At 67.3% G+C, this 25,142-nt stretch carries 22 protein-coding genes; 1 reads left to right on the forward strand and 21 read right to left on the reverse strand.

What is annotated here, in order from left to right; translation table 11 throughout:
• Positions 1 to 43: 43 nt before the first annotated feature.
• From nudC to ACO6D6_RS03035, 4 genes are all read right to left on the reverse strand, one after another.
• The gene (nudC, locus tag ACO6D6_RS03020; protein ID WP_484783125.1) at positions 44 to 883 is read right to left on the reverse strand and encodes an NAD(+) diphosphatase; all 840 of its coding nucleotides are present in this window, start codon (positions 881 to 883) and stop codon (positions 44 to 46) included.
• Positions 880 to 1,980: a class C sortase gene (locus ACO6D6_RS03025; protein WP_484783126.1), complete on the reverse strand. Its 1,101-nt coding sequence runs from the start codon at positions 1,978 to 1,980 to the stop codon at positions 880 to 882. Before ACO6D6_RS03025 ends, nudC begins: the two co-directional genes overlap by 4 nt.
• 17 nt (positions 1,981 to 1,997) lie before the next feature.
• On the reverse strand, positions 1,998 to 3,413 hold the full coding sequence (locus ACO6D6_RS03030; protein WP_484783127.1) for a SpaH/EbpB family LPXTG-anchored major pilin: 1,416 nt from the start codon (positions 3,411 to 3,413) through the stop codon (positions 1,998 to 2,000).
• 72 nt (positions 3,414 to 3,485) lie between these two features.
• Positions 3,486 to 6,356 (reverse strand): CshA/CshB family fibrillar adhesin-related protein, encoded by a 2,871-nt coding sequence (locus ACO6D6_RS03035; RefSeq protein WP_484783128.1) that lies wholly within the window; start codon positions 6,354 to 6,356, stop codon positions 3,486 to 3,488.
• Positions 6,357 to 6,529: 173 nt separating this feature from the next.
• Between ACO6D6_RS03035 and ACO6D6_RS03040 the strand changes: the two genes are divergently transcribed.
• Positions 6,530 to 7,369, forward strand: a complete 840-nt coding sequence (locus ACO6D6_RS03040; protein ID WP_484783129.1) for a PAC2 family protein — start codon at positions 6,530 to 6,532, stop codon at positions 7,367 to 7,369.
• 1 nt (position 7,370) lies between these two features.
• Here the strand turns inward: ACO6D6_RS03040 and rpe are convergent, their stop codons facing one another.
• The 17 genes from rpe to aroC all read right to left on the reverse strand — a co-directional run bounded on the left by rpe (position 7,371) and on the right by aroC (position 25,129).
• Positions 7,371 to 8,024, reverse strand: coding sequence for a ribulose-phosphate 3-epimerase (gene rpe, locus ACO6D6_RS03045; protein ID WP_484783131.1), 654 nt, complete (start codon positions 8,022 to 8,024; stop codon positions 7,371 to 7,373).
• 19 nt (positions 8,025 to 8,043) lie between these two features.
• Entirely contained in the window at positions 8,044 to 9,378 is a 1,335-nt protein-coding gene (locus tag ACO6D6_RS03050; protein ID WP_484783133.1) for an RsmB/NOP family class I SAM-dependent RNA methyltransferase, read from the reverse strand.
• A complete protein-coding gene (fmt, locus tag ACO6D6_RS03055; protein ID WP_484783135.1) occupies positions 9,375 to 10,289 on the reverse strand; it encodes a methionyl-tRNA formyltransferase in 915 nt (304 codons plus the stop codon). The genes ACO6D6_RS03050 and fmt overlap by 4 nt, the downstream gene beginning before the upstream one ends.
• Before the next feature lie 10 nt (positions 10,290 to 10,299).
• Entirely contained in the window at positions 10,300 to 12,261 is a 1,962-nt protein-coding gene (locus ACO6D6_RS03060) for a primosomal protein N' family DNA-binding protein (RefSeq protein WP_484783137.1), read from the reverse strand.
• Positions 12,262 to 12,263: 2 nt separating this feature from the next.
• Positions 12,264 to 13,454, reverse strand: a complete 1,191-nt coding sequence (gene metK / locus ACO6D6_RS03065; protein WP_484783139.1) for a methionine adenosyltransferase — start codon at positions 13,452 to 13,454, stop codon at positions 12,264 to 12,266.
• A 33-nt stretch (positions 13,455 to 13,487) separates the two neighbouring features.
• Complete coding sequence (rpoZ, locus tag ACO6D6_RS03070; RefSeq protein ID WP_484783411.1) at positions 13,488 to 13,838, reverse strand: DNA-directed RNA polymerase subunit omega; 351 nt, start codon at positions 13,836 to 13,838, stop codon at positions 13,488 to 13,490.
• A 32-nt stretch (positions 13,839 to 13,870) separates the two neighbouring features.
• Positions 13,871 to 14,434, reverse strand: a complete 564-nt coding sequence (gmk, locus tag ACO6D6_RS03075) for a guanylate kinase (protein ID WP_484783140.1) — start codon at positions 14,432 to 14,434, stop codon at positions 13,871 to 13,873.
• 113 nt (positions 14,435 to 14,547) lie between these two features.
• Positions 14,548 to 14,859, reverse strand: a complete 312-nt coding sequence (gene mihF, locus ACO6D6_RS03080; protein ID WP_484783142.1) for an integration host factor, actinobacterial type — start codon at positions 14,857 to 14,859, stop codon at positions 14,548 to 14,550.
• Between the two features lie 119 nt (positions 14,860 to 14,978).
• Positions 14,979 to 15,773 (reverse strand): orotidine-5'-phosphate decarboxylase, encoded by a 795-nt coding sequence (pyrF, locus tag ACO6D6_RS03085; protein WP_484783144.1) that lies wholly within the window; start codon positions 15,771 to 15,773, stop codon positions 14,979 to 14,981.
• Complete coding sequence (locus tag ACO6D6_RS03090) at positions 15,770 to 16,822, reverse strand: quinone-dependent dihydroorotate dehydrogenase (protein WP_484783145.1); 1,053 nt, start codon at positions 16,820 to 16,822, stop codon at positions 15,770 to 15,772. Before ACO6D6_RS03090 ends, pyrF begins: the two co-directional genes overlap by 4 nt.
• The gene (gene carB / locus ACO6D6_RS03095; protein WP_484783147.1) at positions 16,819 to 20,121 is read right to left on the reverse strand and encodes a carbamoyl-phosphate synthase large subunit; all 3,303 of its coding nucleotides are present in this window, start codon (positions 20,119 to 20,121) and stop codon (positions 16,819 to 16,821) included. The genes ACO6D6_RS03090 and carB overlap by 4 nt, the downstream gene beginning before the upstream one ends.
• A gap of 50 nt (positions 20,122 to 20,171) precedes the next feature.
• Entirely contained in the window at positions 20,172 to 21,299 is a 1,128-nt protein-coding gene (gene carA / locus ACO6D6_RS03100) for a glutamine-hydrolyzing carbamoyl-phosphate synthase small subunit (protein ID WP_484783149.1), read from the reverse strand.
• Between the two features lie 19 nt (positions 21,300 to 21,318).
• Positions 21,319 to 21,744 carry a transcription antitermination factor NusB gene (gene nusB, locus ACO6D6_RS03105; protein ID WP_484783150.1) on the reverse strand — a complete coding sequence of 142 codons (426 nt, stop codon included), beginning with the start codon at positions 21,742 to 21,744 and terminating at the stop codon, positions 21,319 to 21,321.
• Positions 21,737 to 22,300, reverse strand: a complete 564-nt coding sequence (gene efp, locus ACO6D6_RS03110) for an elongation factor P (protein WP_014846648.1) — start codon at positions 22,298 to 22,300, stop codon at positions 21,737 to 21,739. Before efp ends, nusB begins: the two co-directional genes overlap by 8 nt.
• A gap of 56 nt (positions 22,301 to 22,356) precedes the next feature.
• A complete protein-coding gene (aroB, locus tag ACO6D6_RS03115) occupies positions 22,357 to 23,442 on the reverse strand; it encodes a 3-dehydroquinate synthase (protein ID WP_484783151.1) in 1,086 nt (361 codons plus the stop codon).
• A complete protein-coding gene (locus tag ACO6D6_RS03120; protein WP_484783153.1) occupies positions 23,439 to 23,936 on the reverse strand; it encodes a shikimate kinase in 498 nt (165 codons plus the stop codon). The genes aroB and ACO6D6_RS03120 overlap by 4 nt, the downstream gene beginning before the upstream one ends.
• The gene (gene aroC / locus ACO6D6_RS03125) at positions 23,933 to 25,129 is read right to left on the reverse strand and encodes a chorismate synthase (protein WP_484783154.1); all 1,197 of its coding nucleotides are present in this window, start codon (positions 25,127 to 25,129) and stop codon (positions 23,933 to 23,935) included. Before aroC ends, ACO6D6_RS03120 begins: the two co-directional genes overlap by 4 nt.
• Positions 25,130 to 25,142 lie beyond the last annotated feature (13 nt).

Here is a 25,142-nt window from a genome sequence, read left to right on the forward strand (position 1 = left end):
CGGGAGTTCAGCAGGTCACGAAGTTTGGTCACGGCGGGTCATCCTACCCGCCGCGCGCCAGCCAGGCCTCGATCAACTGGCGCGCCAATGAGACAGACCCGGGAAGAGCGAGTTCTCCCCCCGCCACGGCCCGCCGCAGTTCCTCTCTCGTGTGGAAGGCACCCCAGGAGAGCTCCTCGCCGTCGAGGTTCGGTTCCGTGCCGTCGGTTCTCGCCTCGAAACCCAGCATCAGGGAACGCGGGAACGGCCAGGGCTGGGTTCCGAAGAACCCGAGATCCCGGATCATCAGACCGGTTTCCTCACGTATCTCCCTGTGACAGGCCTGTTCCGCCGATTCCCCCGCTTCGATGAAACCGGCCTGCACGGAGACGCGATTCTCCGGCCAGCCCCGGGCATGCGTGAGCAGCAGGCGGTCGGAGGGATCGGTCACGGCGAGTATCACCGCGGGATCGGTGCGCGGAAAAAGTTCCCTGCCACATTCCGGGCAGCGGCGTGCGGTTCCCGCGCGGTCGTGGACGGTGGCCGCCCCGCACCGGGGACAGCCGGGGTTGCTGCGGTGCCACTCGTAGAGGGCAGTCGCCATCATGGCGAGCTGGGTCTGGCCCGGGGGAAGGTCGAGGGCACGCAGATCCGTCCCTCCCTCACCGTCGTTGCGCGCCCACCAGATGTGGCCGTCCAGCCGGCCCAGCAGCAGGTCGTCCGGTCTCCGTTCGCCGTCGAAGGTCTCGGAGACCAGTTCGCCATCCGCCACGGGGATCTCCAGCCCGGGGCCGAGCCTGAGGCACCGGGACAGCGGGTCGCGGGCCAGTTCCGTGAGTGCCTGCTCGTGGCCGCGTGAGTCCGCGAGCCGGTCCAGGGCCGCCCGGGTGTTCCAGTGGTTCACCCCTCGAGATTATCCGCTTCCCCGGCCGGCTCCCCGTCATCCCGGCCGCCCGTGGATTCCACCTCCGGTGTGGGGTTTTCCCGATTGTCGGTGATCGTTTCCTCGTGCTCCACGGCAGGGCACTCGTCCCCGGGCGTGTCGGTGACCTCCGAACCGGCGGTTTCCTCCGTCTTTTCCGTCCCCGCCGCGACCGCGGCCTGGTGGAGCCGGGCATCGCGGCGTCCGGCCAGCCAGAGATAACCGATCACGGTGACGACACCGCCACCGGACAGGAACAGCCACCACGGGAAACGCGGCAGGTCGGAATCCCGCAGCGCCCTGTCCACCTCGTCCTGGGGAGGTGGGATCACCCGTTCCCCGGTGACGAGGATCCGGTGGGTGTTGACCCCGAGCGGGGTGCAGGTGACCAGTGTCAACAGGTCGCGGCCCTCCTGCGGGTACAGGGCCTCCTGTTCCTCGGGCGCCACCACCTGCGTCTGGCGCACCTCGTAGACCAGCACCTCACCCATCACCTCGATGGTGAAGGTGTCGCCGGCGCGCATCCTGTCCAGGTTGGTGAACATGGTGGCCTCGGCGAGGCCGCGGTGGGCGGTGAGGACGGAATGGGTGGACTCACCGCCCACCGGGAGGGATGTGCCCTGCAGGTGCCCGGCGCCGCGGAGCAGCGTCAGGTCGGAGGTGCCGTGGTAGACGGGAAGGTCGACGTCGATGCCCGGGATCCGGATCCGGGCCATGAGCTCCGCCGGGCCCTTGAGCAGTTCGTGGTATTCGTTGTCGGCGGTCTCCCCGGCGCTCCGGGGAATGTTGGTGTTCGGGGCGAGGATCGCTCCGGATCTGAGTTTTTCGTTGTAGGCCTGGGCATCCGCCAGGGCCTCCCCGGCCGCCGTCTGTCCGGTTTCGTTCCCGGTCGCCTGTCCCTCCCGGCGCAGCGAGTCGTTGTAGGTGTCGATCAGCTGCGACTGCTGGTACTGGGAGAGCCACGAGGCGGCCGGGGTGTAGCTGAGCAGCACGATCCCCGTCAGCGCGCACAACGCGGCCAGCCACGTTGCAAGGCCCGGCCTCCAGCGTCGTGGACGCCGACGGGGATGTGATGTCACGGTTTACCGGTGTCCTTTCAGGCCTGCCTGCGACGGGTGGCCGCGCGGCCGATGATCATCACCGCGCCACCGATCACCAGCAGCCCGATGCCACCGGCGGCCAGGGCGACCTGACCGATGCCACCGGTCAGGGGCAGCTGGGGAACGGCCTGTTTGGTGTTGGCGACCGGTTTGTAGTTCTTGCCGGCGGAGGTGGGCTGTGCCGGGGTCTCGGTCACACCGGCCTCGACGGTGACCTGCTGGGTTTCGGCTTTGACGTAGCCCGCGGGGGCCTCCGTCTCGACCAGGTAGTAGGTGCCCGGCCGCACCACGGGGAAGAGGAGCTTGCCGTCGGGCCCGGTGGTCAGTTCCGCGAGGGCGATGTCCTGGTCCGGGCAGGCCTCGCTGGTGCAGAGCTTGAACTTGGCCCCGCTCAGGAAACCCTCGTTGCTTCCGTCGTACTTGTAGACGGTGAGCTGACCCCAGGTGGTGGTGGCGCTTTTCTCGGCCGAGTCGGTCCCGTTGATGGTCACCTTGGCCTTGTTGGTGAAAACCCCGTTGGTGGCCTGCGACACGTCGGTGACGTCGGTGATCAGGGTCAGGACCACCTTCTGTCCTCCGTTGGCCTTCAGTTTCGTGATGCCGTCCGGGGTGAAGGTGCAGGTCAGGTTGCCCGTGCACGAGTAGTCGTTGCCGTTCACGAATTGGGGGCCGTCCTTGAGACCGAGCGTGACCTGGCTGTTGTCGAGGGTGAGACCCGCCGGCAGGGTGTCGGTGATGACGTAGCTTGTGATCTCGGTGCCCTGACCGCTGCGCGGGATGTCGGCGGTGATGGTCCATTTCACGTTGTCGCCGTTGTACTTCGCCTGAGGGATCGAGTCGTCAACGGTTTTCTCGATGCCCGCCACCGAGTTCTTCGGGTACACGTGGACGTCGTAGTTCCACTGGTTGTCGTCGGTGTAGTAGGGCAGGGTGACCAGGAACGGTTTGCTGCCGAGCACGACCTTGGTGTCGGGGGAACCGGTGTTGGTCTCGATCACCAGGTAGAGCCCGAGATCAAGGCCCTGCCAGTTCGCGATGCCCCCGCCGGTCGTGGTGATGGCCGAGATCTCGGTGGAGGTGTGACCGCCGACGACGGTTCCCGTTTCCGGGGCCGTCAGGCCCTTGGCCGCTTCCCAGCCGCCCGGGGTGGCCAGGTCGATGTCGTTCACCTTGTAGAGCGTGAACGTGACCCCGTCGATCGGGGTGCATCCGATTCCTGCTTGTTCCTTGCCGTTCGCCGGCGTCCCCGGGGTGTCGGGTTGGACGCACTTGTGCAGCGTCAGGTTCGCCTTCTGGTTCGGATTGATGTTGGCCGAGTCGGCGTGCGCCGGGGTCGTGAGCCCCAGCAGGCCGACGGCCAGCGCCGCGGCCAGCGACAACAGCCGCCTGCCGGGCTTGTTCCGAGTGGTCATCTGATTCCCTCCATCTGTTTTGTCGAGTTCCTCGACGGTTTCGCGTGTGGCCCCGTTCGGGTCACGGGATCACTAGTGCTTGTTCCTCCGGCGGCGTTTGAGGAGGACCAGCGCGGCTGCGACGATCAACAGGCCACCCCCCAGGTAGTGGTAGATCTCGCTCGGTGTGCCCCCGGTCAGCGGCAGCACCGGGACCGGAGAACGGGTGTTCTCGAACGGGTCCTCCACCGTCTGGTGCAAGGCCTGCGAACCGATCTGGAGGGTTTCCTCCCGTGTGGTCAACAGGTAGCCCAGCGGCGCGCCGGTCTCCATGAGTGTCCAGGTGCCCCACGACAACCTCTCGACCCGGAACGAACCGGGTTCGGGATCCCGGTCGGGTCCCGCGCAGCTGCCCGGAGCGACGCAGTCCGTGATGTCGGTGATGGTCGCCCCCGAGGCATTCGTCAATTTCCAGACGGAACCGGCCAGCGGGATCGTCGTTCCCGATTCCGTCTTCCGCCAGGAGATGGATCCCGGCAGGCGATCGTTGGGGATCGCGCCGATCTCGAGAGGCTCGGATCCGGTGTCGGTGCTGCTGAGCCGGATGATCTGCTCGGAGAGGTTCGACAGCGTGTACCCGGGTGGTGGCGTGACCTCGGTCAGTGTGTGCTCCCCCCATTTCAGTTCCTCCAGCAGGAAGGAACCCGCCCCGGGATCCTTGTCCGGTCCCGTGCACAGGCTGCGATCGGCGGCGACGCAGTCGGTGATCACCAGTCCGCCGGGGGCGGTGGGACCTTTCAGTGTCCACTCGGATTCCCCGATCAGTTCGCCGGTTTCGCTGTCGGTCTTGGTCCATTTGGCGGAGGCGGGTTTGTCCTTGTTGACGAGTTCCACCTGGCTCCCACCCACGGCGGTCAATCCGGGGTTCAGGAACTCGTATCCCTTCATGACCTCCGGAGCCGCCTTTTCCTTGAACTGGAAGGATTCCCCTACTGGCACCACGAAGGTGTTCGCGTCGGTGACGGCGGTGTTCCCCGGGACGACGCGTTCGGTGTCGCCGGTTTCGCCACCGAAGTTTCCGGTGGCGGTCAGCGTCCAGTCCGCGGCGTTCGGGGCCGGGTCGTAGTTGTTCTGGAAGGTTTTGAGCAGCGACATCAACTGGTACTGCTCGGCGGCGCAGGGGTGCTTCGTCACTCCGTCACGTCCCTCGGCGGTGCGGTTCTCGCAGGTCACGTTCGTCGCCGGGGTGGCAACACCCGCCTGTCCCCAGGCGACGTTGCGCAGGTCACGGTCTCCCCCGACCTTGAGGCGCACCCGATAGGTCAGGGTGAGTGTCTCGTTGGGGGCCAGCGTGCCCCGCCAGGAGATCCTGCTCTTGTCCGGGTCGAAGATCACGTCACCGCGTCTGCTGTTCCCGACGGTTGCCTGCAGGGAGTTCGTGATCACGGTGGCGTCGTCGACCACCCCGCTCAGGTCGTCGAAGACGTAGGCCGGGCTGGTGTTGGTGAAGGGGGTTCTGCTCGGGTTCTTCGCGGTGACGGTGTAGGTCACCTCATCGCCCGCGAATTTTTTCCCGGCCAGGGCGTCGGAGGCCTTGGAGATCTCGAGTTCGTAGGTGCTGATCTGCACCTTGTGGTCCTCTACCTCCCCGGTGACGGTCAATCCCGTGGGGCTCGTCAGGGAATCCGCCGTGGCGGCGGCACGCAACCGCAGGTAGCTGTTCCCGGTGGCCGCATCTCGCGGAATGGTCCAGGTCAGGGTGGCGCTGCCCCCGGCGCACTGCACCGTGTCGGATGCCTCCTCCCGGTCGAAGACCCCGTTGCGGTTCCAGTCCACCCAGCCACGGTTGTGGCCGCGGCCCGTGCAGACGATCTCCTGGGTGGCGGTTCCCCCGCCCTGCATCACGTGGTAGAGCGGTGTTTCCGATATGGCGTCCTCGTCGTTCGGGCTGGTGGGGTTCTTGTCGTCCTGGGTGCCGTCACCGTTCACGGGGTTGACCGGTTCGGGGTCTATGCGTCTGCCCAGCATCACTTCGGGGTTCCTGGGTGGCCATGCCAGTCTGGTGCTGAAGGCATCGGTGGTGCCGTCGGGAAGTGATGAAGCGTTCCAGCCCGTCAGGTACTGCGCGGCCGCGGCTCCGTAGCTGATGGGGGCATCGCCGTAGTCCAGGTTGATGATGGCGCCCACGGCTACTGCCGCTTGTCCCTGACCGAACATTGTGATGGTTGCCTCGGAGACGTTGCTGGCGGCCATGGCGACGGTGGGGCCGGTGTTGGGACAGGTCACGCCACCCGGGAGAAGCGTCAGGGTTCGTGATCCTCCCGATGTGCTCTGCTGGGCCAGCGTCGTCGATGTGCAACCGGTGTCGCGGATCCGATCCAGGACCCGCCACTGGGCATTGCTGCTGGTTTCCACCTTGATGTATTCGTCGGGATTCGGATCGCTGGACTCGGCATCGGCCACGACCATTCCGTCCACCGGGACACGCTGCCCTCCCGCGGGGAAACCCGGACCGGAAACGATGGCCGAACAGGAAACCTTGAAACTGACCGTGGTCTTGCTGTATTTGGTGTGAATGGCGCTGGTCATCTGGTTGTTGGTGCCCGTGCCACCACGGTTGTACAGGTCGTCCAAACCGTCCTTCCGCCAGCTTCCCGCGGTCCAGACATCCAGTGTGGTGTTTTTATTGTATCCGTACCCATTGCCGGAATCCGGTTGTGACAGGGTGCATTCGAGGGCGATCGTCGTGCTGCCGACCTTCGTGTACTGGGTTTTCGTGAGTCCCGAAGCAGGGATGATGTCGCCCTTTTTCCCCCACTCGGCCCAGACCACGGAGTTGACGAAATAACCCCGGCCGCCGGTGGCGTAGTCGGCCTGCGCCGGCCGCGGGATGAGAACAATGCCGCCCACGGCCGCGACAAGGGCGGCGAGCATGCCGAACACGATGCGCTTCAGCAAATTCATGGGCGCCTTTCCGGCTCGGCATCGAACATTGTTCGGAAAATGACGGAATACCCCATGTGACAGAGTTGATCCCCCCAAACTCCTCGGTGAGCATAAATCCCGATCAACACCTCTGTCAATCGTTGCCGACCCGCCCGGTTTGAGGTCACCGGCAGGGCCAATAGACTGGAGGGATGCAGCACCCCCGGCCCGAGGACCTCAAAAACCCGGCCGTCGTGATCGCCTTCAGCGGCTGGAACGACGCGGCCAACGCGGCCAGCGACGCGTTGCTACACCTGATGGAGCACTACCCCTCGTCCGAGCTCGAGACCATCGACGACGAACACTACTTCGACTTCCAGGTGACCCGTCCGATCCTGCGTCGTTCCCCCGACGGACCCTGGATCCAATGGCCCCACATCACCCTCCAGCGGGTGCGCCTCCCGGAACGGGACCTGATCATCGTGGTCGGTCCCGAACCCAACCAGTTGTGGCGCAGCTTCTCCCGTGAGCTGGTTCAGCGGTTGAAAAGCTACGACCCGTCGATGGTGTTGCTGCTGGGAGCCATGCTCAGCGACACCCCGCACTCGCGTCCCCTTCCCGTCGCCATGTACACCTACGACTCGCAGCTGAGGGGCAGCCTCGCCATCGAGGAACTCACCTACGAGGGGCCGACCGGCATCACGGGCGTGGTCAACCAGATGCTGATCGCCGAGGGATTCCCCAGCGCATCCATGTGGGTCTCCATTCCCCACTACGTAGCCACTCCCCCGAACCCGAAAGGCCAGCACGCCCTGCTCAGCCGCATGGAGCAGGTCCTGGGTGCCAGCCTCGGGGCCGGTGACCTGCTCGGTGAGGCCGGCAAGTGGGTGCAGGCCGTGGATGAGCTGAGCGCGGAGGATCCCGACGTGGCCGAGTACATCGAACAACTGGAGGAGGCCCGCGACGCCTCCGATGTGGAGGGAGCCACCGGCGACTCCATCGCCGCGGAGTTCGAACGCTACCTCCGCGACCGGGGCAACGAACCGGGCTGATTCAGCAGTGCCGCGCGGAGTCGGCCAGCTCGCGCAGCTCCCGCACCATGGCGTCCGGATCAGGGGCGTTGTAGACCGCGGAGCCGGCCACGAAGGTGTCGGCACCCGCCTCGGCGCAGCGCCCGATCGTTTCCACCGAGACCCCGCCATCGACCTGCAACCAGATCGGGCGATCCCCGATCAGTTCCCGGGTCCGGCGGATCTTCGGCAGCACGAGGTCAAGGAATTTCTGCCCGCCGAAACCGGGTTCGACGGTCATGAGCAGCACCATGTCCAGTTCGTCGAGCATCTCGGCGTAGGGCTCGATCGGGGTGGCGGGTTTGAGGGCCATCGACGCCCTCGCCCCACGGGCCCGCAGCTCCCGGGCCAACCGGATCGGGGCGTGGGCCGCCTCGACGTGGAAGGTCACCGACTCCGCCCCCGCCTCGGCGTAGGCCGGGGCCCAGCGGTCCGGGTCTTCGATCATCAGGTGAATGTCCAGGAGTTGATCGGTCACCTTGCGCAGGCATTCGACCACGGGAAGCCCGACCGTCAGGTTCGGCACGAAATGGTTGTCCATGACATCCACGTGCACCCCGTCCGCCCCCGGTATCCGTCCGATCTCGTGGGAGAGGTTTGCGAAGTCGGCGTTCAGGATGCTCGGGGTGATGCGCATGCCCGAAGCCTAGCGATGTTCAGGATGTGCCACGAAGCAGCGCCAGGAACATGGCGTCGGTTCCGTGGCGGTGGGGCCACAGCTGCACGTACCCGCCCCGGGCGGCGCCGGGCACCTCGGGAAGCAGGGCTGCTGCATCCAGCAGTTCCAGCTGCGGGTTGCTGTTCAGGACCGCCTCGACGATCGCGGCGGTCTCATCCGCGTGGGGTGAGCAGGTCACGTAGGCGATCACTCCCCCGGGAACCAGCAGCCCGGTGGCGGTTTCCAGCAGGGCGCGTTGCAACGAGACGAGTTCCGCCAGGTCGGCCGGTGTGCGGCGCCACCGGGCCTCGGGGCGGCGACGCAGCGCCCCCAGGCCGCTGCAGGGGGCGTCCACCATGATCCTGGCGAAGGGACCGTGCTGCCTGACCGGTTCCGGGTCACGCCCGTCGGAGCAGATGACGCTCGCCGTTCCAGGTGGGTAGACCGCCAGGGCCTGTTCAACGAGTTCCGCACGATGCGCGGCCACCTCGTTGGCGACGAGGTGCTCCCCCCGCTGCCCGGCCAGCCCCGCCAGGAGAGCGGACTTCCCACCGGGACCGGCGCACAGATCCAGCCACGGCCCGCTCGGCGCCTCCACCCGGGTCAGGGCCAGGCACACCAGTTGCGAACCCTCGTCCTGCACTCCGGCCCGGCCTTCCCTGACCGCCGCCAGGTCGCCCGGAGCCCCGTCGAGAACCGCCCCGAACGGCGAGTACACGGTGGGGACGGCGGGAGCGAGTTCCCCGACCTGAGCGAGTCCGGGACGCACCACGAGGGTTGGTCTCGGCGCCAGGTTGTTGGCCTCCAGGGCCTGGGCGAGTTCGTTTTCCGGGAGCACTTTCTCGTAGGCCGCCACGATCCAGCGGGGATGATGGGTCATCACCGCCAGCCTGCCGGTCTCGTCGAGACCCGCGCTCAGCAGCTCCACCCATTCCTGGAGGTCGTGCGCGGCGATCCGGCGCCCGACGGCGTTGACCAGGCCGGTGACCCGCTGCCCGACGGTTTCGCGGGCCAGTCCCACGGTGGTGGCGACGGCCGCCCGCGCGGGCACGGCCATGCTCAGTGCCTGATGAGAGAGCAACCGCAGCAGGTCCACCACCGCGGGTTGCATGGTTTTCAGGCCTCGTCCCGAAGCGGACTCGATGATCGCGTCATAGGTGCCCCGCATGCGGCAGGTGCCGGCCACGAGTTCCGTGACGAAGGCCGCGTCCCTGGTTTCCAGGCCCGCCCGGGTAAGCCTTTTGGCGAGCGCCAGATTCGCGTAGGCGCCCTCGCCGCTCACCTGCCTCAGCACGTCGAACGCGACCCTCCGGGGAGACACACCCCCGCTCACACGAGCCTCCCCGAGGCGGCACCGGAACGGGCCCAGTCGATGGCCGCCATTCGCCGTTTGCCCGGGGCCTGGACCTCCAGCAGCTCGAGAACACCGTCACCCGCTCCGACGAAGACCTGGCGTTTGGTCACGTGCAGTTCCCCGGGCGCCGGGATGAACTGGACATCGGCGAGCCGCGCCCGGTACAGCTTGAGTCGTTTTCCGTTCAGCTCGCACCAGGCCCCCGGGTCCGGGGAGCAACCGAGGATGTGGTTGCGGACCTCGGCCGCCGGCCGGGTGAAATCCACCCGCGCCTCCTCCACCGTGATCTTCGCGGCCCGGGTCACCCCGACGGTTTCCTGGGGCACGGGGATCTCACCCGCCTCGACGGCGTCGATGGTCTCGACGAGCTGGGCGGCCCCCGAGACCGCGAGCAGTTCGAGCAGCTCCCCCGCTGTGGCCTCCGGCATGGGGCGGGCGGCGATCCGGTAGACGTCCCCCGCGTCGAGTTCCCGGACGATGCGGAAACAGGAAGTTCCGATCTCGGTATCGCCGGCCATCACGGCCCGCTGCACCGGGGCCGCTCCCCGCCACCTGGGCAGCAGGGAGAAATGCAGGTTGATCCAGCCCTGGGCCGGGATCTCGAGGACCGAGGTGGGCAGCAGGGCACCGTATGCGACCACCGCACACACATCCGGGTTCAACTCCCTCAACCGGGACCGGAACTCCGGGTCCCGGGGATGGCCGGGTTTGAGGACCTCGAGCCCGAGTTCCGCCGCCCGGATCGCCACCGGCGAGGGAGTGAGCCGGCGTCCCCGGCCCGCCGTGGCGTCCGGCCGGGTGACCACCGCCACCACCTCGTGTCTCGAACCCACCAGGGCCTCGAGGCTCGGCACGGCAATCCCGGGGGTGCCCGCGAACACCAGTTTCATGGTTTCCTCCTCACGTGAGGGTCATCGGGTCGACCTGCAGGAACAACCGGCCACCCTCCTTGCGGGCCGACCGGATGGCGGCCGCGTGTTTTACCGCCCTCACCAGTTCGCGACCCTTCTCCAAGGGGCAGCGCAGCAAGGACATGGCCTCCGGATCGGGATCCTCCCGCACCAGGGTGGGCCCCAGCACCTCGGCTCCGGTGAACGGGTCGTTGTCCAGGAAGGCCGCCACCGCATCCGGGTCGCCACCCACCTGAACCGCCTTGACGGCAGGGGGCAGGCCGGCCGCGGCGCGATCGGCCAGTTCCCGGGCGGCGAATCCCCCGGGGTCGGCCCGGAGCAGCGCCTGAACCACGGGGTCCTCCGAGGGACCGACGATCAGGATCCCGCCCCCGTCGAACGCGGGTCGCACCAGACAGGCCACTTGGCACCAGCGGCGCAGGGTTTCCTCACCAACCCGCAGATCCGCGCGGGACAGGGCCAGTTCCGCGTCGAGGATCAGGGCTCCCGCGTATCCGCCCGGGACCGCGGGCTCCCCCCCGGGGGTGGCGACGACAATCGCCGGTTCCCCCGATACCCCGGAACGGATCCGTTCCGCCGAGGAGTTCATCACCCGTACCCCGGGAAAAGCCTTCCCCAGTTCCTCCGCGGTGCGTTCCGAACCCGCGATCGGGGCCCGCAACCCGGTGGCATGACAGCGGGTGCACTCGAACCTGACCGGGGTGTGTCCGCACAGGCGGCAGAGCAGCCGGTCCCGCGACGGCCGGATCAACGGACCACCGCACCTGGGGCAGGTCGCCCTCCCCCGGCAACGCTGGCAGCGAAGACCCGAGGAATGCCCGGCCCGGGCCACTGAGACCAGCACCGGCCCGGAGGCCAGCCGGATCCGCAGGTGTTCGAAGGCCTGGCGGGGAAGCCGCATCCGGGTCCCACCGGGATTGCTCGCCTGGGTTCCGGGCACCGACCGGAGCGCCGGGCCGATGCGGCGCATCTCCCGCGGCGGCAGGGCCAGTTCCCGGAGCCATTGACGCTCGATCAGCCCCTGCGCCTCGCAGGAGCGGGCATGTGAGGCCAGAAGCAGCGCGCAGCCTTCCTGAACGGCCCGGATCATCGCCACCGAACGCACATGCGGGCGGGGGAACCGTTCGAAGCAGTGCCCCTCGTTGCCGTCGTCAACCACCACTATCAGGCCAGGGTCGGACAGGGGGGCGAAAACCGCCGACTGGGTTCCCACCACGACCCTGGCCCGGCCGCGCGAACACGCCAGGTAGTTCTCGTAACGCAGCCCCCTGCTGAGTTCCCAGCTGAGCCGCGCCACACAACCCTGCCCCAGAAGCCGCTCCAGCCGGGCGGCGCCGGCCTCCATGCCCCGGATCGTCGGGAACAGGACCAGCGCCCCGCGTCCCGAGGCCAGGGTTGCCGAAACGGCCTCCAGCACCCCTCCGGTGAGATCCCCCGGCGGGCCGGCGACGCACGGAACCTGCCAGAAGGCACGCGGAGCGCCACCTTCCGCCAGTGCTGTGAGCAGTTCGGAACCTCCCGGGAAACCCGGCAGGATCTCCGCCGTTCCCCCGGGCCCGGGAACCGGCCAGGCACGTTGTTCCTGCTTCTCGATTTTCGAGTGGCGGGGCGGGATCGCCAGGCGCGCCACATCCCACCAGGTGCCCGCATAGTGGTCGGCGACCGCCCGGATCAGCTCAAAGAGCCCCGGGGTCAGGATCCGTTCCGGGGAGATCACCGAACGCAGATCGGCCAGTTTCCCGTCGGTCTCCGGGTCACCGACGGAAACCAGCCAGCCATCCACCACCTGCCCGGCGAAGGGCACGGTGACCCGAACCCCCGGGCGGGCTTCCTCGAGGAGTTTCCCGGGGATGCGGTAGTCGAAGAGACGATCCAGATGCGCGAGCGGGACATCGACCGCCACCTTGGCGACCTGTTCGGCGGCCGGAACCTCGAACAGCGTGGCCGACACGCTCAGCCCTTAACCGCCCTCGCCAGCGCCTCCGCGCGGTCGGTGCGCTCCCACGTGGCGTCCGCCTCGGTGCGTCCGAAATGCCCGAGGGTGGAGAACTGCCGGTAGATGGGGCGCAGCAGGTCGAGGTCGGCGATGATGCTGGCGGGCCGCAGGTCGAAGGTGGTGTTCACCGCTTCCACGATCTGCTCGTTGGGTACTTTCCCGGTTCCGAAGGTGTTCAGGTGGAAACCGACCGGGTGGGCCCGGCCGATGGCGTAGGCGACCTGGACCTCGCAGCGCTCGGCCAGCCCGGAGGCCACCACGTTCTTGGCCACCCATCGGGTGGCGTAGGCGGCGGAGCGGTCCACCTTGGAGGGGTCCTTGCCGGAGAACGCGCCTCCGCCGTGCCGGGCCATGCCCCCGTAGGTGTCGACGATGATCTTGCGTCCCGTGACTCCCGCGTCACCCATCGGGCCGCCGATGACGAACTTCCCCGAGGGGTTCACGAAGATCCGGGGCGTGGCCCCGTCGTATCCGTGCTCCCCCAGCACGGGAAGGATGACCTCGCGGGTGATCTCCGGGGTCATCACATCCGTCAGGGAGACCCCCTCTTCGTGTTGCGTGGAAACCACGACGGTGTCGATTCCGACGGGTTTGCCGCCCTCGTAGCGGACCGTGACCTGGGTTTTCCCGTCGGGACGCAGATAGTCGAGCACCCCCTGCTTGCGGACATCGGTCAGGCGGGCCGCGAGCCTGTGGGCCAGGTGGATGGGCAGGGGCATCAGCTGCTCGGTCTCGTCGCAGGCGTAGCCGAACATCAGCCCCTGGTCACCGGCCCCCTGACGGCTGGCAGCGTCCCCGTCCTCGTGGTTGCGGACCTCCAGGGAATCGTTCACACCACCGGCGATGTCGGGTGACTGGGAGCCGATGGCCACCGTAACCCCGCACGACGCCCCGTCGAAACCGACCCGGGAACTGTTGTAGCCGATCTCCAGGATGCGTTGCCGAACCATGGTGGCCACATCCGCCCACGCGGTGGTGGAAACCTCACCGGCGACCACCACCAGGCCGGTCGTGATCAGGGTTTCGACCGCCACCCGGGCAGCCGAGTCCTCCGCGAGGAGAGCGTCCAGGACGGCATCGGAAATGGAATCGGCGATCTTGTCGGGATGCCCTTCGGTTACCGACTCGGACGTGAACAGGCGGCTCAATGCTGAGCTCCTTCCCGGGGTGTGTTGTGAGGATCAGGAGGGGGAATTGGCTTCGAGCTCTGCGAACGGGTCCACGAAGGTGAAGGCCGGGTCGGCCTCGGCGGCGGCGCGTTCGGCGGCCTCGGCCTCCGGGTCGATCTGGGTGTACTGGAGCAGGTCGTCCTGCAGTTCGCGCAGGGCGACGGAGAGCGGTTTCTCCTGGGGCGCGACGCTGACCAGAGGACCGACGTTCTCCAGAAGTCCCTCACCGAGCTGGGAGTAGTAGGCGTTGATCTGCCTTGCCCGTTTGGCTGCAAAGATCACCAGCCGGTACTTTGAATCCACCTTCTCCAGCAGATCGTCGATCGGGGGGTTGGTGATGCCTTCAGGATTGGTGCTCAAGATCTACCTCTGCAGAGTCGAGTGATGGCTTGCGGTCACAAGCCCATCAAGACTATCAAAGCCTGGGCGGTGTTCTCGATCCGATCATTCACGACCACGAAATCCGCTTCCTCCCGGGCCTCCAGTTCCACCCGGGCCGTCGTGAGCCTGCGTTCCACCTGGGAGGCGTCCTCGGTGCCCCGGCCCTCGAGACGCCTGACGAGTTCCTCCCACGAGGGTGGCGCGATGAACACGAGCTTCGCTTCCGGGAGGTTCTGCTTCACCTGCCGCGCACCCTGGATGTCGATCTCCAGGAGCACGTCCCTGCCCGAGGCGATCGCATCGCAGACGTCTCTGCGGGGTGTGCCGTAGCTGTGTCTGCCGTGAACCACCGCGTGTTCCAGCAGCTCACCGGAAGCCGCCATCTCCCGGAATCTGTTCTCGGACACGAAGTGGTAACTGATTCCGTCGATCTCCCCCGGCCGTGGCTGCCGGGTGGTGAGGGAAACGGGAATGTGGATGCCGGGGCGTAGTTCGCGCAGCTTCGCACACACGGTGCCCTTGCCGACGCCACTGGGACCGGAGATGATCCAAACCGAGGGTTGTCTGGGTGAACGCACCCGACGATCCTAGAGGCTACGCAAAAGGAAGATGGCGCAGCGAGGACCGTCATGTCGGTACCTCACCACGCCACCCCCTCCTGACGTGAACTCCACAGAGCCCCTGGGGCCGGCTAGGAGAAGAGCTCCTTCAACCGGTCGATCTGATGTCGCCCCAGACCGCGGATACGACGGTTCGGGGCGATGTCGAGGCTTTCCATGATCTCCTGGGACCGCGTCATCCCGACGCGGGGTAGGGCGCGCAGCAGATCCACCACTTTCACACGGGAAAGGACCTCGTCCCCCGTCGCCCGGTCAAGAGCCTGGGGAAACGTGAGGGCACCAGACTTGACCTGATCCTTGAGCTGCGCCCGGGCGCGCCTCGCCTCCGTCGCTGCGGCACGTGCTGATTCGAGCTGTTCAGTGCTCAGTTGCGGAATGGCCATCGGTCCTCCTTCGTGGATAAGTGACCGGCCTAGCGGGGGCTCATGCCCCTGCTTGACAAATCTACCCTTCTTGTGTTCCCGATACTTGAAGAACTGAAAAATCGATGGCCCGGAGAAGGTCACGGTTTCATCAACGACACCTTCTCCAGCAGCCTCGTGGCCCGGGTGTGGAGTTCGTCACGGCCACCGCCGATCACCTCACGGCTGGCGGTCGGCAGCACGTGTTCCAGAGCCGGTCCGAAAGTTGCCGCCAAACCCTCGACGGTGCCGCCCTGGGCGCCGATGCCGGGCGCCAGGATCGAGGCGTTGAAACCGGAGAGGTCGCAGCCCAGGTCACTGTGGGTGGCGCCCACCACCAGCCCGATCGCGTGGTCCCGGCCCGGGTTGAGTTCGGTGATCTCGTCGATCACCACCTGGGCCGCGTGATGCTGGATCCTCGTTCCCTCCGGATTGGAGGTGCGCGCCAGCACGTAAACCCCCCTGCCCTGCGCGACGGCCAGGTCGATTGCCGGAAGCAACGCCCCCACCCCGAGGTAGGGGCTGAGTGTGACGGCGTCCGCCGCCAGTGGTGAGCCTTCCCCCAGGTAGGCGGTCGCGTAACCGGTCATGGAGGAGCCGATGTCGCCCCGTTTGATGTCCAGCAGGCTGATGGCACCGGTCTCGCGGATGTCCGCCAGCACCCGTTCCAGCACCGCGACCCCTCGGGAGCCGAAGGCCTCGAAGAAGGCCGACTGCGGTTTGAACACCGCGATCCGCTCCCCCAGTTCCTCCACGATTCCCCGGGCGCAGGCCTCGAGCCCTTTCACATCCGTCGGCAATCCCCAGGCGGCCAGCACCGATGGCATCGGGTCGATGCCGACGCAGAGGTTCCCGCGTCGCCTGACTGTCTCTGAGAGTCTTCTCGTGTAGCTCATGCGCACCTCAGGAGGTCGTTGAGACCCCGCACCAGGGCGGGGCCGGCATAGATGAATCCCGTGTAGATCTGGAGCAGTACGGCCCCGGCCTCGAACATCCGCATCCCGTCGCGCGGCGACATGATGCCCCCGACCCCGATCACGGGAAGGTCGGTGGCGGAAACCACCCGTTCGACGAACGCCAGGGCCTTGCTGGTCAAGGGGGCTCCGCTGAGTCCCCCCTCCTCGCCGGCGAGGTGTCTGTCCTCCGCGGCCAGGCCATCCCTGCTCAGGGTGGTGTTGGTGGCTATGATTCCCGCCGCGCCGCAGTCGTTGATCACGGCGAGGGTCTCGGTCAACCGGCCGGGTTCCAGGTCGGGGGCGAGTTTCACGAAAACCGGAACGGGATCCGTTCCCTGTGACGCCGATTCGACGATGCAGCCGAGTAGCTGTTCCAGTTCCTTCGCGGCCTGGAGGGAACGCAACCCGGGGGTGTTCGGGCTGGAGACGTTCACGGCGAAGTAGTCGGCGTGGTCCCGCAGCGCATCCAGGGAGGCCAGATAGTCCGAGGCGGCGTCCACCAGCGCGATGGCCTTGGTCTTGCCGATCGAGACGCCGAGTGGGATGCCGAGTCTGCGGTTGCCGCGCTGCACCCCGAGCTTCAGGAGCCGGTCCGCCAGGGCATCGGCACCGCGATTGTTGAACCCCATCCGGTTGATGACGCCCTGCGAGGCCCTGGCCCTGAACATCCGAGGCCTGGGGTTGCCGGGCTGTGCCTGTCCCGTGACGGTTCCCAGTTCCGCGTGACCGAAACCGAATCGCGCCCAGGCCGCGGCGGCCACCCCGTCCTTGTCCAGTCCCGCGGCCACCCCGACCCGGTTCGGGAACTCGATTCCAGCGACGGTCACGGGGTTGGCCACCTGGGCGGAGCGGGTGGCGGGCACGTGGCCGAGCCAGGAGATCATGGCCTCGTGGATCGCCTCCGGATCGCCCCCGGCCCAGCGGAACAGGATCGGTCGCAGCAGCTTCTGGTAGGCGGCCAGCTCGGCACGGGTGAACAGGCTCGTCACGACCGGGCCGCCCAGTCCTGGAGGGAACGGACCTCGAGATGTCCGGCCCGTTTCGATTCGATGCTCTGCACGATCGCCGCCATCGTCGGGACCGTGGTGATGCAGGGGACGTCGGCCAGGATCGAGGCCGCACGAATCAGGTAGCCGTCCTTCCGCGGGTTCGTGTCGGCGCTGGCGCCCTGCGGGGTGTTGAAGATCAGGTCGATCCCGCCGTCCTTGATCAGGTCGACGATGGAGGGGGTGGCGTCCCCCTCCACGCGCTGGCTGAGTTTCATCACCTCCTGCACGGCGACGCCGTTGCGGCGCAGCACCGAGGCGGTCCCGGAGGTCGCGAGGATCCGGAACCCCAGGTCCGCCAGGCGTTTGATCGGCCAGATGGCGTGGCGTTTGTCCCGGTTCGCGATGGAGACGAACACGGTTCCCTCGCTGGGAACCGGGAACCCGCCAGCGCTCTGGGTTTTCGCGTAGGCGGTGCCGAAACTGAGGTCGAGGCCCATCACCTCACCCGTGGAACGCATCTCGGGGCCGAGGAGGGTGTCCACGAACGCCCCCGAGGCGGTGCGGAACCGGTTGAACGGCATCACGGCCTCCTTGACGGCCACGGGAGAACCAGGACGCATGTCGGTGCCGTCCCCGGTGGGCCTCAGCATGCCCTCGCCGCGAAGATCCCGGATCGAGGCCCCCAGCATGATCCGTGCCGCGGCCTTCGCCAGCGGGGTGCTGGTGGCCTTGGAGACGAAGGGAACCGTCCGGGAGGCCCGCGGGTTCGCTTCCAGCACGTAGAGAATGTCCGATTGGAGGGCGTACTGGATGTTCAGCAGGCCTCGCACCCCCACTCCCTCGGCGATCAGGCGTGTGGAGTTCCGGATGCGTTCGATCATCTCGTCGCCCAGCGTGATCGGCGGCAGCGAACAGGCGGAATCCCCGGAGTGGATCCCGGCCTCCTCGATGTGTTCCATCACCCCGCCCAGGTACAGTTCCTCACCGTCGTACAGGGCATCCACGTCGATTTCGACGGCGTCGTCGAGGAACCGGTCCACCAGCACGGGGGCACCGTCGCTGACCTCCGTCGCCCCGGCGATGTAGCGGTCCAGGGCGGCGTCGTCGTAGACGATCTCCATTCCGCGCCCGCCCAGCACAAAACTGGGCCGCACCAGCACCGGATACCCGATCTCCGAGGCGACCTGTTTGGCCTGCGCCGCCGATGCGGCCATTCCGTGTTTCGGGGCGGGCAACCCGGCGTTCGCCAGCACGCTCCCGAAGGCGCCCCGGTCCTCGGCGAGGTTGATGGCCTCCGGTGAGGTGCCGACGATCGGCACCCCGGCGTTCTTCAGGGTCTGTGCGAGTTTCAAAGGGGTCTGGCCGCCGAGCTGACAGATGACACCCGCCACGGGACCGGCCAGGGTTTCGGCGTGGTAAACCTCCAGGACATCCTCGGCGGTGAGCGGTTCGAAGTAGAGCCGGTCCGAGGTGTCGTAGTCGGTGGAGACGGTCTCCGGGTTGCAGTTGACCATGATCGCCTCGTACCCGGCGTCGCGCAGCGCCATGGTCGCGTGCACGCAGGAATAGTCGAATTCGATTCCCTGGCCGATCCGATTGGGCCCGGAACCCAGGATCAGGACGGCCTGTTTGGTGCGGGTCGGCACCTCCGACTCCTCCTCGTAGGTGGAGTACAGATACGGGGTGAGGGCCTCGAACTCGGCGGCGCAGGTGTCGACGGCCTTGTAGACCGGACGGATGTCCAGGGCCCACCTGAGCTGCCGGATGACGCTCTCGTCGAGTCCCCTGAGCCGTCCGATCTGGACATCAGACAGGCCGTGGCGTTTCGCGTGGCGCAGCAGCTCCGGGGACAGGTGGTCGGCTTCCCGCACCTCGACGCCGACCTGCTGGATCAGGGCGATCTGGTCGAGGAACCAGGGATCGATCCGGGTGGCCTCGTGGAGCTGCTCCACCGTTGCACCAGCGTCGAGGGCATTCATCAGTTTCAACACCCGCCCGTCGTGCGGGCGTTTCAGCTCGGTCAGCAGGGTTTCCAGGTCCCGGTCATCCTGCCCGAGCCAGAACCCGGTACCGGTCTCGGTGGAACGCATGGCCTTGCCCAGGGCCTCGGTGAAGTTGCGGCCGATGGACATCACCTCCCCGACCGATTTCATGTGGGTGGTGAGGGTGGAGTCCGCCACCGGGAACTTCTCGAAGGCGAACCGGGGAACCTTGACCACCACGTAGTCGAGCGCGGGTTCGAAGGACGCGGGGGTGACCCGGGTGATGTCGTTGGGGATCTCGTCGAGGGTGTATCCGACCGCGACCTTGGCGGCGATCTTCGCGATCGGGAAACCGGTGGCCTTGGATGCGAGCGCGGAACTCCGCGAGACGCGGGGATTCATCTCGATCACGATCATGCGGCCGTTGCTCGGGTTGATGGCGAACTGGATGTTGCAGCCACCCGTGTCCACCCCGACCGCGCGGATGATCGCGATCCCGACGTCACGCATCCGCTGGTACTCGCGATCCGTCAGGGTCATGGCCGGGGCCACCGTCACGGAGTCACCGGTGTGGACACCCATCGGGTCGAAGTTCTCGATGGAGCAGATGATCACGACGTTGTCGGCCTTGTCCCGCATGACCTCCAGCTCGTACTCCTTCCAACCGAGGATCGATTCCTCGATCAGCACCTCGGTGACGGGGCTGGCGGCCAGGCCGGTTCCTGCGATCTGCCGCAGCTCCTCCGGGTCGTGGGCGAACCCGGAACCGACTCCTCCCATGGTGAAGGAGGGACGCACCACCACCGGATAGCCGAGCTCGTCGGCCGCGGCCATCACCTCTTCCAGGCTGTGGCAGATCCGGGAACGGGCCACCTCGGGGGCGCCCCCGGGAATGTCGGTCAGGGATTCGACGATGGCCTTGAACTGTTCCCTGTCCTCGCCACGCTGAATCGCCTCGAAGGAGGCGCCGATCAGTTCGCAGCCGTACTTCTCAAGAACACCGTTCTCGTGCAGTGCGACGGCGGTGTTGAGCGCGGTCTGGCCGCCCAGGGTCGCCAGGAGGGCGTCGGGGCGTTCCTGGGCGATGACGCGTTCCACGAACTCCGGGGTGATCGGTTCTATGTAGGTGGCGTCCGCGAAGTCGGGATCGGTCATGATCGTGGCCGGGTTCGAGTTGACCAGAACCACCCGGAATCCCTCGGCCTTCAACACCCGGCAGGCCTGGGTGCCGGAATAGTCGAACTCGCAGGCCTGGCCGATGATGATGGGGCCGGAGCCGATGACGAGAATCGAAGAGATGTCAGTTCGACGGGGCATGGCTCTCCTGAGGTGACTCGGTGGGGGTGAGGATCCGGTTCTCGTGCCGCTCAGCGCGCATCCCTGCTCCTCATGAGGTCGGCGAAGCGGTCGAAGAGGTGGTTGGCGTCGTGCGGCCCTGCCGCGGCCTCCGGGTGGTACTGGACGGAGAATGCAACCAGTTTCCCGTCCCGGTGCAGTTCGAGACCCTCGACGACGTCGTCGTTGAGGCCCGTGTGGGAGACACTGGCCTGCCCGAACTCGGTGTCCACCACCCGGTCCAGGGGGGCATCGACGGCGAACCCGTGGTTCTGCGAGGTGATCTCGACCTTCCCGGTGGTGCGGTCCAACACCGGCTGGTTGATGCCCCGGTGACCGAACTTCAGCTTGTAGGTGCCGAACCCGAGGGCGCGCCCGAACAGCTGGTTGCCGAAGCAGATCCCGAAGTACGGGATGCCCGCGGCGAGCACCTGCCTCAGCACGGCCACCGGGCCGTCGGCCGTGGCCGGGTCGCCGGGACCGTTGGAGAAGAAAACCCCGTCGGGTTCCAGAGCGGAGATCTCCTCGAAGCTCGTCAACGCGGGCAGGATGTGCACCTCCATGCCGCGGGCCGCCATCTGCGCAGGTGTCATGCTCTTGATACCGAGGTCCACGGCCGCCACGGTGAAACGCCGCTCCCCCACCGCGGGAACGATCCTGGCCTCGGGTGTGGAAACCTCACCGCACAGGTCGGCGCCCGCCATCACGGGCTGCTCCAGTACCTTGGCGCGCAGCCTGTCCGGGTTCAGTTCGCGGGTCGAGATCCCGACCCGCATCGCCCCCAGAGAGCGGATGTGCCGGGTCAGGGCCCGGGTGTCGATGTCACGGATCCCGACGATTCCCTGGTTCGCGAGCTCCGCGTCGAGGCTTCTGCGGCTGCGCCAGTTCGACGGCCGGGGTGCCGGGTCGCGCACCACGTAACCCGCAACCTGGATCCGGGCCGATTCGTCGTCCTCGTCGTTCCAGCCCGTGTTCCCGATGTGCGGGGCGGTGGCCAGCACCACCTGGCCCCGGTAGGAGGGATCGGTCAGGGTTTCCTGGTAGCCGGACATCCCGGTGGAGAAGACCAACTCCCCGAAGGTCTCCCCCTCCGCGCCGAAGGATCTTCCAAGGAATGAACGCCCATCCTCTAGAACCAGCAGCGCGGGAAGGGAATTCATGATCGCTCCAAATCAGGGGTCAGGAGTTTGTTTCTTTGATTGACAGGGCCTTGCTGAGCAGGCCGTTGAGGAAGCCGGGTGAACCGTCGGTGGACAGTTCCTGCGCCAGCCGCACCGCCTCGGCGATGATGACGGGCCCGGGGGTGTCGGTGTGATCCATCTCGAAGACCGCGATCCTCGCCAGGTTGCGGTCGACGGCGGGCATGCGTTCCAGGGTCCAGGATTTGTCGAGAGCGGCCGAGATGCGCGCATCGATCTCATCCTGGTGTTCGGCCACGCCGTGAACGATCCTCGTGGTCAGTTCACGCACGGTGATCGCGGTCAGGTCCCTGGCCTCGATGAACGTCTCGACGATGCCCCGGCCTCGCAGCTCGGCGGCGTAAAGGATGTCGAGAGCGACTCGCCGAGCCTTCGTCTGGGTGCCGTAGCGGACTGTCTCAGCCATTCACCCGGGAGATGTAGGACCCGTCGCGGGTGTCGACCTTGATCTTCTCGCCCGTGGTGATGAACAGGGGAACCTGGATCTCCTTGCCGGTTTCCAGGGTGGCGGGTTTGGTGCCTCCGGTGGACCGATCCCCCTGCAGGCCGGGTTCGGTGTAGGTGATCTCGAGTTCCACGCTGGCGGGCAGTTCGATGAAAAGGGGAATACCCTCGTGCATGGCCACGGTAGCGGACTGGTTGTCGAGCAGGTAGAAGCGGGCCTCACCCACCACATCGGCGGAGATGTGGACCTGGTCGTAGGTGGTGTTGTCCATGAACACGTAGTCCTCACCGTCGAGATAGAGGTACTGCATGTCCCGGCGGTCGATGGTTGCGGTGTCCACCTTCGTGTCGGAGTTGAAGGTCTTGTCGATGATCTTGCCCGAGAGCACGTGCTTCAGTTTCGATCGCACGACGGTGTTGCCCTTGCCCGGCTTGTGGTGCTGGAACCACTGCACCTGCCACAGCTCACCGTTCAGGTCGAGCACCATTCCGTTCTTGAGATCATTGGTGGATACCACGCCTGTCGCCTTTCCGACTCTGTTTGCACGGGCCGTCGCGGAATCTTACCCGAGCCCTACCCCCGCCCGGAAACCACGGCATAGGACTCGGCGAGTTCGCTCTCATCCGGGTTTTCCAGGATCACCGGCCGCCCCTGGGCGGCGAGTCCCACCAGGCGCAGGTCGTCGCCGCGGGACTTCTTGTCCAGGCTCATGAGACGACGAAGCCCGGGCCAGGCTTCCGGGTCGTGGGTGACGGGCAGGCCGAGCGCGCCGAGCAGCCGGGAATGATCAGCGGCCAGGGCGGCATCCAGCCCCAGCAACCGCCGGCTGACCTCCGCGATCCAGACCATGCCGATGGAAATGGCCTGGCCGTGGCGCAACCGGAACCTCTCTTGCGCCTCGATGGCATGCCCCATCGTGTGCCCGTAGTTCAGGGCCTCCCTGCCGACGATCCCCCCGCGGGAGGTGCGTTCGGTCAGGTCCGTGGCCACCACCCCGGCCTTCACCGCGACGGCACGGCCCACGAGTTCCGCGAAGGTCTCCGTGGTGACGTCCAGGGCGCCACGAAGATCGGAATCCACCAGCCGCAGGATCTCGGCATCCGAGATGAAACCGCACTTGACCACCTCCGCCAGCCCGGATGCCACCTCCGCGCCGGGTAGTTCCCGCAGCAGGTCGAGGTCGCAGATCACGGTCCGTGGCTCGTGGAAGGCGCCGACCAGGTTCTTTCCCGCCGCCAGGTTGATGCCGGTCTTCCCCCCGACGGCCGCATCGACCATGCCGAGCACGGTGGTCGGGACGCTGATGAAACCAACCCCACGAAGCCAGCTGGCGGCAACGAAACCCGCGAGGTCGGTGGCGGTGCCACCACCCAACCCGACCACCAGGTCACTGCGCGTGAACCCGGCCGCGGCCAGCTCGTCCCAGCACCTCGCCAGCACCGCGGGGGTTTTGGCGGCCTCGGCGTCGGGAACGGTGATCGTGGTCACCCGTCGGTCCGGGCAGCGTCTCCGGACCCGTTCAGCGAGGACCTTCAGGGGCTCGGGAACGATCACCGCCACCCGAGCGGCATCGCCGAGCGATTCACCGAGTCGTTCCAGCGCGCCGGGGGCGATGTGCACCTGGTAGGGGGCGACGCGGCTGTTCACCGGCACGATCACGGCTGTCTCCTGGTCTCGGCGAGTTCCGCGGCGATCTCCTCGGGGTCACGCCGGTCGGTGTTGACGCGGGTGGTTGAAACCGCCTCGTAGACGGGGGTGCGTTCCCGGAGCAGCTCTATCAGCCTTCCCCGGATGTTGCCGAGCGACAGCGGCCGCGCGGTGTTGAGCCCGATGCGGCGGGCGGCCTGCTGGATGGAAACCTCCAGCCAGATGACGTCGTGCCCCGCCAGGGCATCGCGGATCCGGGGGTTCATGACCGCTCCCCCACCCAGGCTCACGACCTCCCCGGTCTCCAGCAGCTCGAGGGTGGCCGATTCCTCCAGGGCACGGAAACGGGCCTCACCGTCATCCGCGAAGATCTCGGCGACGGGTTTGCCCACCACCTCCTCGATCCGGGCATCCACGTCGACGAAGGACTTCCCGAGCAGGCCTGCGAGTTCCGCCCCGACCGTGCTCTTTCCCGCTCCGGGGGCGCCGACGAGCACGATGCTCACCGCCGCACCCCCAGGCCGCGGGCAGCGACATCGGCGAGGTAGGCATCCCGGTTGCGGCGGGTCTCCGCGACGGAGTCGCCGCCGAACTTCTCGAGGGCCAGTTCCGCCAGCACCAGTGCGGTGACGGCCTCGGCCACCACCCCGGCCGCCGGTACCGCACACACGTCGGAGCGCTGGTGATGGGCCACCGCGGGTTGCCCCGTCGAGACGTCCACGGTGCGCAGCGCCCGGGGGACGGTGGCTATCGGTTTCATCGCGGCACGCACCCGGAGCACCTCGCCGGTGGACATGCCGCCCTCCACACCTCCTGCGTTGTGGGTGGCTCGTGCGATTCCTTCGCCGGTGGGGAGGATCTCGTCGTGTGCTGCCGAGCCGCGGCGCCTGGCCAGCTCGAAACCGTCACCGAACTCCACCCCCTTGATGGCCTGGATGCCCATCAGGGCCCCGGCGAGCCGGGAATCGAGGCGGCGATCCCCCTGGATGTGGGAACCGAGACCGGGGGGCAGACCCCACACGACCACCTCGACCACCCCGCCGAGGGTGTCTCCCGCCTTGCGGCACTCCTCCACCTCCGCAGCCATGGCCACCGCCGCATCCGTGTCGAAGCAGCGGGTGGGGTCGGCGTCGATGGCCGCGAGGTCCGCGGCCCCGGGCAGATCGGTGCGTCTCGCGCGAACCCCGCCGAGTTCGACGACATGGCTGACGATGCTGACCTCCAGCGCCTGGTCGAGGAAGGCCGCGGCCACCGCGCCAAGCGCCACCCGCGCCGCGGTTTCACGGGCCGAGGCGCGTTCCAGGATGGGCCGTGCCTCGGGGAAGACGTATTTCTGCATCCCGGCCAGGTCGGCGTGGCCGGGTCTGGGTCGGGTGAGAGGGGTGTTTCGGGCCTGGATGGCGAGCCGTTCGGCATCCACCTCACCGGGCGCCATGACGGTCTCCCACTTGGGCCATTCCGTGTTCCCGATCATGACGGCGACCGGTGAGCCGAGGGTTTCACCGTGCCGGAATCCGCCCAGCAGGGTCACCGCGTCCGCCTCGAATTTCATGCGTGCCCCGCGCCCGGCCCCGAGCCGCCTCCTGGCCAGGGCGGCTGAGATCTCGGGTTCTCCCACGCGAACATGGGCCGGGATGCCCTCCATCGTCGCTATCAGGGCCTGGCCGTGTGATTCCCCGGCCGTGAGGTAACGCAGCATGGGGGCAATTGTG

The organism is Arachnia sp. (genome assembly GCF_057238465.1).

Bases quoted from the DNA above. Each gene is read 5' to 3' on its own strand.
- ACO6D6_RS03030 (WP_484783127.1), bottom strand. From the start codon at position 3,413: ATGACCACTCGGAACAAGCCCGGCAGGCGGCTGTTGTCGCTGGCCGCG.
- ACO6D6_RS03035 (WP_484783128.1), bottom strand. From the start codon at position 6,356: ATGAATTTGCTGAAGCGCATCGTGTTCGGCATGCTCGCCGCCCTTGTC.
- ACO6D6_RS03040 (WP_484783129.1), top strand. From the start codon at position 6,530: ATGCAGCACCCCCGGCCCGAGGACCTCAAAAACCCGGCCGTCGTGATC.
- rpe (WP_484783131.1), bottom strand. From the start codon at position 8,024: ATGCGCATCACCCCGAGCATCCTGAACGCCGACTTCGCAAACCTCTCC.
- fmt (WP_484783135.1), bottom strand. From the start codon at position 10,289: ATGAAACTGGTGTTCGCGGGCACCCCCGGGATTGCCGTGCCGAGCCTC.
- mihF (WP_484783142.1), bottom strand. From the start codon at position 14,859: ATGGCCATTCCGCAACTGAGCACTGAACAGCTCGAATCAGCACGTGCC.
- pyrF (WP_484783144.1), bottom strand. From the start codon at position 15,773: ATGAGCTACACGAGAAGACTCTCAGAGACAGTCAGGCGACGCGGGAAC.
- carB (WP_484783147.1), bottom strand. From the start codon at position 20,121: ATGCCCCGTCGAACTGACATCTCTTCGATTCTCGTCATCGGCTCCGGC.
- carA (WP_484783149.1), bottom strand. From the start codon at position 21,299: ATGAATTCCCTTCCCGCGCTGCTGGTTCTAGAGGATGGGCGTTCATTC.
- nusB (WP_484783150.1), bottom strand. From the start codon at position 21,744: ATGGCTGAGACAGTCCGCTACGGCACCCAGACGAAGGCTCGGCGAGTC.
- aroC (WP_484783154.1), bottom strand. From the start codon at position 25,129: ATGCTGCGTTACCTCACGGCCGGGGAATCACACGGCCAGGCCCTGATA.